At 37.7% G+C, this 6625-nt stretch carries 4 protein-coding genes; 3 read left to right on the plus strand and 1 reads right to left on the minus strand.

The window, feature by feature from the left end:
• Positions 1–62 precede the first annotated feature (62 nt).
• Entirely contained in the window at positions 63–1646 is a 1584-nt protein-coding gene (locus I6F54_RS20015) for a tyrosine-type recombinase/integrase (protein ID WP_231617061.1), read from the minus strand.
• A gap of 260 nt (positions 1647–1906) precedes the next feature.
• On the opposite strand from I6F54_RS20015, the gene I6F54_RS20020 reads away from it, so the two are divergent.
• From I6F54_RS20020 to I6F54_RS20030, 3 genes are all read left to right on the plus strand, one after another.
• Entirely contained in the window at positions 1907–2155 is a 249-nt protein-coding gene (locus I6F54_RS20020) for a YfhL family 4Fe-4S dicluster ferredoxin (protein ID WP_197142789.1), read from the plus strand.
• A gap of 214 nt (positions 2156–2369) precedes the next feature.
• Entirely contained in the window at positions 2370–3068 is a 699-nt protein-coding gene (locus I6F54_RS20025) for a metallophosphoesterase (protein WP_197142791.1), read from the plus strand.
• A gap of 413 nt (positions 3069–3481) precedes the next feature.
• Positions 3482–6409, plus strand: coding sequence for a TonB-dependent receptor (locus I6F54_RS20030; protein ID WP_197142792.1), 2928 nt, complete (start codon positions 3482–3484; stop codon positions 6407–6409).
• Positions 6410–6625: the final 216 nt, after the last annotated feature.

The raw sequence follows: 6625 nt of genomic DNA on the forward strand, positions 1-6625 counted from the left end.
GCCGGTTTAGCGCCAAATGAATCTGAGGTTAGATATCAAGATTCTAAAACTGTGGCCAAATTTTATTGACCACTACAAAGTGGCTGATTAATGAAGTTTACATAACTGCCTTTGTGAACTAAATGAGCCTTAATTCTATCTCTCAGGGCTTTCTTTTGGTTGTTTTCTTCTAGGTTCTTAGCTTGTTTACATTGCATACCCGTAAGTCTGAGTTTTTGGCTTTCGAGTTCTTTGGCTCTTTTTAAAATACTGGCTTCATGAATTTTGAATACATTAAATTTTAGCTTTGTTGAAGTGCCAAATAGCTCTTCAGATTTATCATAATTCAAGCCGTTTGGATCGTCCTCTTTTCTTAGGTGATGAAGCGCGAGTCTGGTAAGTTCCTCTGCGTGTTTAAAATGATAGCCGTTGGCAACCATAATCGCTTTTGTGTTGGATTTAAAAAAGCTTCGACACATAGTGCAAAATGCACCTGCCGATCCTTTCATTACAATATTTCTTAGGTCTCCTTTAACTGCATCAACAGGCGAGTAATCTTTAATGATTTTATCCAGCGACCTTTTAGCAAATGGCTTGTTCAGATCACGAGGCTGAAGAAATATATGATCAGGGTTACAATTGGGTAATGCATTTTCCATCCAGGCTCTCTGCTCTAAAATAATGGCGCGCATGGCCTTGGTTAATGGCAGCTTATATTCTTTTTGGTTTTTCATTTCTCCACGAATCCCGACAACAGATGCCGGAAAGGTAATTAAGGTTGGGAAATCGATACTATTGAGCCAGCCCCACTTCATTTGTGGAATGTTGATAGGGCGTATGCCTGTTAATATCATAAATCGAGCAGCATTTTTTTGATGTACATTTGGGGCCGATGCTAGATTTATCCATAATTCAGCTATCGAATCTAAGTCTGTATAAACTTGGCAAGGACGAGGGCTTTCTACACGGTCAGATACGTAAAAGTCATCGATATCAGCAGCTGGGTTTTTACCTGAGTTAAATTTGTTTTTGGCAAATCGCCATACTCTTCTAATTTGTGCAAAAAGTTCGATTGCTTGGTTATTGGACTCTGCCTTGATAATTATATCTACAATCTTTTCTAACTCTCCAGCTGTAAGAGACTGGAACGCTCTTTTAAGCGGAAAATGATGCCTGAGTTTTTTTATTCTGCATTGATATGTTCTGAGCGATGAAGCTGCAAATTTAGTGGGTGCGGTGTTATGACGCTCTATTAAGCTTTGTTCATAAGCAGCAAACACAGTTTTAATATTATGATTATTTAAAACGCCATATTTCATTTGTTCAGTGAGCTTACGCGCTTTTGCTATTGTTAATTCAGGTGCTTCACCTAACTTGGTATTAGCTATGCCAGATGATTTAGGGAAAGCTGAGTAAAAAGATACTGTTCCAGATAGGGTAAATATAAGACGAAGATTGTGTTGTGCCTCATATTTCGATAATCGCTTCGTATCTTGCTTCTTAACCTCTTGTTTTGATTTTTCTTTTTCCTCAAAAAAGATGATTTGAGAGGCCAAAATAACACAGCGGTTTATGTGCTGCATAGAAAATGGCGATTTAAGTTGCTTCCATTCTAGTTTCGCTTTCGTGTATTGAGCTTTGGTAAGCGTTGATAGTGATTTTTTCACTTTGATTAAACCTATATAAATAAAGGCCTCGCGGCGATTTTTATTGATTAAGATCAACAAAGCAACAGAGAAAGATAGGCATAATCCGCGGCTGTAATTTACACCCAAAAATAAAAATTTGTGTTACTAATTTGTGTTACGATTTAATGAAAAATAGCGGTTTTTTATTAAACTAGAACTGCACAAAAATTAGCCTTTACACACATTTGTTTTTACTTATCTTTTTGTTTTATAATGATATTAATTGAAAAGGTTAAAAAGTGGCTCTACTCATAAATAACAAATGCATTAACTGCGATATGTGTGACCCAGAGTGCCCTAATGAGGCTATCTATATGGGCGCTAAAATATACCAAATAGATGCAAGTAAATGTACTGAGTGTGTAGGGCATTATGATAAACCTACTTGTGTAAGTGTTTGCCCTATTGACTGTATAAAGCCCGATCCTAATAAGCGTGAAAGTTTAGATGAGCTGGCTGATAAGTTTGTGCTGCTAACGAACTTATAACTTGTTCAGGTATTTTGCTAAGCCGCTTTTTACTATTGGCTAAAAACTATCTACATTACTTATTTAGCTTGTAGTTAAAGTCCGCTGTCATGCATTTTTAGTTTCAATCAAATTTTATTACCTTCATTAATTATCAATTATATTGTGTTACCTTAAGGCTTTATAAACTCAAGTATTAATCTAAGTTTTAGATTGCATTCTATAGGAGTCTATTTTGCATATAGGTATTAACGCTATTCAGGCTGTATCTTCAAAACAAGCAATATTTATTAATGATGAGTGCCGAGTGTTTGTAATTGGCGATCTTGATGGTGATTTACCGGCCTTAAAAAACGCACTTAATAACGTAAATTTTACCCCTGAAAGAGATACTTTGTTTTGCCTAGGCGATTTTGTTGATCGCGGGGATAAAACATATGACTTATTCACATACTTACAAGCCATTAGGGCATGTATGATATTAGGTAATCATGAGCATTTAATGTTGGAATCATTATTAAGTAATGATGAAGCGGCTTTTAAATTATGGACTGACAATGGTGGCAATTGGCACAAGTCGGTATCGAGTGAAAAGCTCAATGTTATGTGCGATGAGTTACTAACTAAGCCTCTTTCGATAGTACTTGAATATCGTGGTTATAAAATTGGGTTGTCTCATACATTTGCCCAATCGTGGGATTGGGAAAATTACCCTGATGATAAATCGGTGATTGTGCAATCTCTATTGTGGGATCGCGAAGTAGTTAAACAAAATAAGGTAGTTAAAAGTCATGGAGTCGACTTTTCAATACATGGACATAACTCAACTAAAGCACCTTTCTGGGTGGGTAATAGCTATCATATAGATACCAATTATTATGGTGGAAAGCCGACATTACTCGAGCTTTCAGTGGTTATTGCTACGCTTGATTAACCAAGCGCTATTTAGCAATTGTTACTTCTTTCAAATATCATCCGGCAGTTTTGCTTTTTAAAGTATAAACTGCTGACTACCACATCTAATTATCCCCTTCGTTTTTTTGTATACACTTTATGATGATTTTTGCACTGTAATTATTTCATTAAGCTATTAAATACCACAAAGCCGCTCTTAGTTTGTTAATTGAGAGCGGATTTGATGTGTGGGCTGGGTTTTAACTTTCATTTAATAGGTATAAATACAGTTAAAAGAGACGTTTATTTAATTTAATATTGTTGGTTAACAAACGGTTAAGTTTGGCTGTGTAGAATTGGGAACAATTTTTGCCATTACGTGAATAATTTGCGTAAAAGGACTAACTTCTCGCTTTAGTTTTATGAGCAGATTTAAATGGAACAGCCTCTCACATGATAGTAGCAAGTATATACCCTTTCCCTTTTTCAACGTTTTGTAAGTCATCACTTTATGTATCAATTTTTTCTGCTTTGGGTTCTACGTGTGCTTTTGCAGCGCAAGAAAACGAAAACTCGCAGCACACAAAAGATATGGAAGTAATAGAGGTACGTGGCATCCGTTCAAGTATGGCCGAAAACTTAGATGTAAAACGCATGTCTGGCTCAGTGGTTGATGCAATTACAGCGGAAGACATTGGGAAGTTCCCTGATAAAAACGTTGCGGACTCTCTTCAGCGTGTACCTGGTGTGGTAATTGAGCGTGACGGCGGAGAAGGTTCATCAGTCAGTATTCGTGGTTTGTCGTCGGCGCTAACTTTTACACAGCTTAATGGTAATTTTATTGCGTCTTCTCCGGGAGAGCCTTCGCGTTCGTTTGATTATGCTTTGTTACCGTCTTCGATGATTGAAAGTGTAGAGGTTTATAAATCGCCAGAGGCACGCTTAGATGAAGGAGGGGTTGGTGGTACTGTATTAATGCATAGCCGAAAGCCTTTGAGTATGGATGCAAACTCAGGTGCATTTAATGTAGAGAGTACTTACGCTGATGTTACAAAAGAGTACGAACCGCAGTTTACGGGTTTATATTCATGGAAAAACGACAACGAAAACTTTGGTGTATTAGTTGGCTATACCTATCAGGAACGAACAAACAGGACACTTTCGGGAGGAACTGATGCAAATGTATGGCGCTACACTGGCGGTGGACAACCTACAGATATAAATGGTAACGCAGTTAATAACAATAATGGTTGGGATACTATTAATGATGCAAACGGCAACAGTTACGATGGTGTTTGGTTTCCACAAGTTGTGCGAGGCTCAGTTCTTAACGAAAAACGTGAGCGCGAAGGAATTCAAGTTAGTACACAGTGGCGACCAACAAATCGTTTAGAGCTTGGATTTAATTACTTTGGCTTTACACTCGGCCAAGACAGAACTGAATCTGTGATTGATATACCTGAGTGGTCTTTAAATTCTGATTTTTTAACTGATGTAAATCTTGATGAGTCGGGCGCTATTGTTACAGGTATGCAATACGATGCGATGGCAAGCGGTATTGAAAGTGATATGCAGTTTCCATGGATGCGCGGCAGTTATGTACGTGAAGAATCCACCTCCGATACCTTTGATTTTAATTTAACTTATGAAGGCGATAATTTTAAAGCGCGTTTTGTCGTGGGTAATACAAAATCAGAAGGAGGACCAGAAGAAAGTTGGGAAGCTGCATATAAAAGTTCAAACGCGGGCGAAAACGCCATTGCTATTCAAAATGCTGCTCAAACGGCTGGCTGGTCACTCAATCAAAATAATGTATCACTTAATATTGACCCAAATACACTAGCTAACTTGCAAAGTGGAATTGGAGGCGGTCGTGATGCGGGCTCTTCAAACTCAAGTTTTGTACGCAGTGAGCTTGAGGAAGATTACTACCAGGCTGATGTGGATTTTTATGTTGATTGGGGCTTTTTAAAAACAATTAGAACCGGTGTTAAATACCGTAACTCCACGCTTCATCGTGAAACTGGTAATACCTTCTTTTTAGATCCTAATTTTGATATTGCTGCGGGCGAAGCAAGCGAGCAAGGTATTACGCGTTTTGACAGCCACCAATGGAATGGTGGAATGCCATTAGCTCAAAATGTATTTACTAGTGAGAGTAATATAGTAGGGGGTTTTGATATAAACCAAATGCCAAGTATCGACTGGGATAAATATCGCGATATGGTTACTACTAGCTATGTACCTTATACACGTATTGAAGATAACTTTGTTTACGACATTGAAGAAAAAATATCTGCTTTTTATATTCAAGGCGATTTTGAGTTTAGTGAAGTAAGAGGTAATTTGGGCGTGCGTGTTGTGCAAACAAAAACACTTACTTCATCTACTGACTTATATACCTACCAATTAGATCACACAAATGACGAAACAGGCGAGCCAGTAACTGGTGACGCACGCTTTGTAGAAGACTATCAATTAGTCACTCAGCAAAACGAAGACACTCAAATACTACCAAGCTTTAATATAGCGTGGGATGCAACTGACGATTTAGTTATTCGTGGGGCAATAGCAAAAGTAATGTCTCGTCCTGATTACAGCGATTTAGGTGCGCAGCAGCGTATTACGTTTGTATCGGATGAATGGGCAAATGATAGAGCTGAATTTAATGAACAGCCAGGTTTTAGCGGCAGTGGTGGTAATAAAAACTTGAAGCCATTTGAATCGGTGCAAGCTGATTTATCTATTGAGTATTATTATGCAAAGGGTTCTGCGGTTGGATTGGCACTTTTTCATAAGAAAGTAGATAACTTTGTTGTGCCACTGGTAATTGATGTAGAGCAAAACTTTGCCGGTAAAAATAATATAGTAGATGCCGGTATTATCAATATAGCTCCGTATAGCACTGTAGGTAATGGTACCGATGCAATATCTAAAGGCGCGGAAGTATTTATTCAGCATGCGTTTGATAATGGTTTTGGTTTTTACGCAAACTACACTTATAACAAAACTAACAAAGCAGATGTAACCGTAAATGGTAAAGAGTTTGGTCAATCGGCATTAATAGGCAGTGCAAAGTATCAGTACAACACCTCTGTTTATTATGAAGGTGACGCTTTTAATGTGCGCGCTTCATATAACAAACGAGGGGAGACAGTATTAGGCCTTAATAGTGGTTTAAATGTATATCAAGATCCGTACGAACAGGTTGATGTTAATGCATCGGTTAATTTGTATGAAGGGCTAAGCTTAACAGCTGCTGTTATTAATTTAACTAAGTCGGAATCGGTAACGCGTTTAGGTGATGATACAGATGCACGGTTACTTAATTCAAGCTATTCAGGACGACGCTATTACGCAGGCTTTAATTATAGTTTTTAATTAACGGCATACGTAAGACTTTATTAAACGCCAACTAAAAACTGTAGTTGGCTTAGCCTAACGCACCTAATATTGTAGTTTTATGTATGCACATAGTTTAACTGCTCATATGTTGGTTGTTTAATAGGCAAATAAAGCTCTGCAGCCCTTTATTTGTATAGCTTTCATACTAAATTCATTTAATTGTCAAAAAGCTGAAATAAAACATTGACCCCC

It is taken from the genome of Pseudoalteromonas sp. SWXJZ10B (assembly GCF_015864475.1).
Taxonomy (GTDB): Bacteria; Pseudomonadota; Gammaproteobacteria; order Enterobacterales; family Alteromonadaceae; genus Pseudoalteromonas; species Pseudoalteromonas arctica.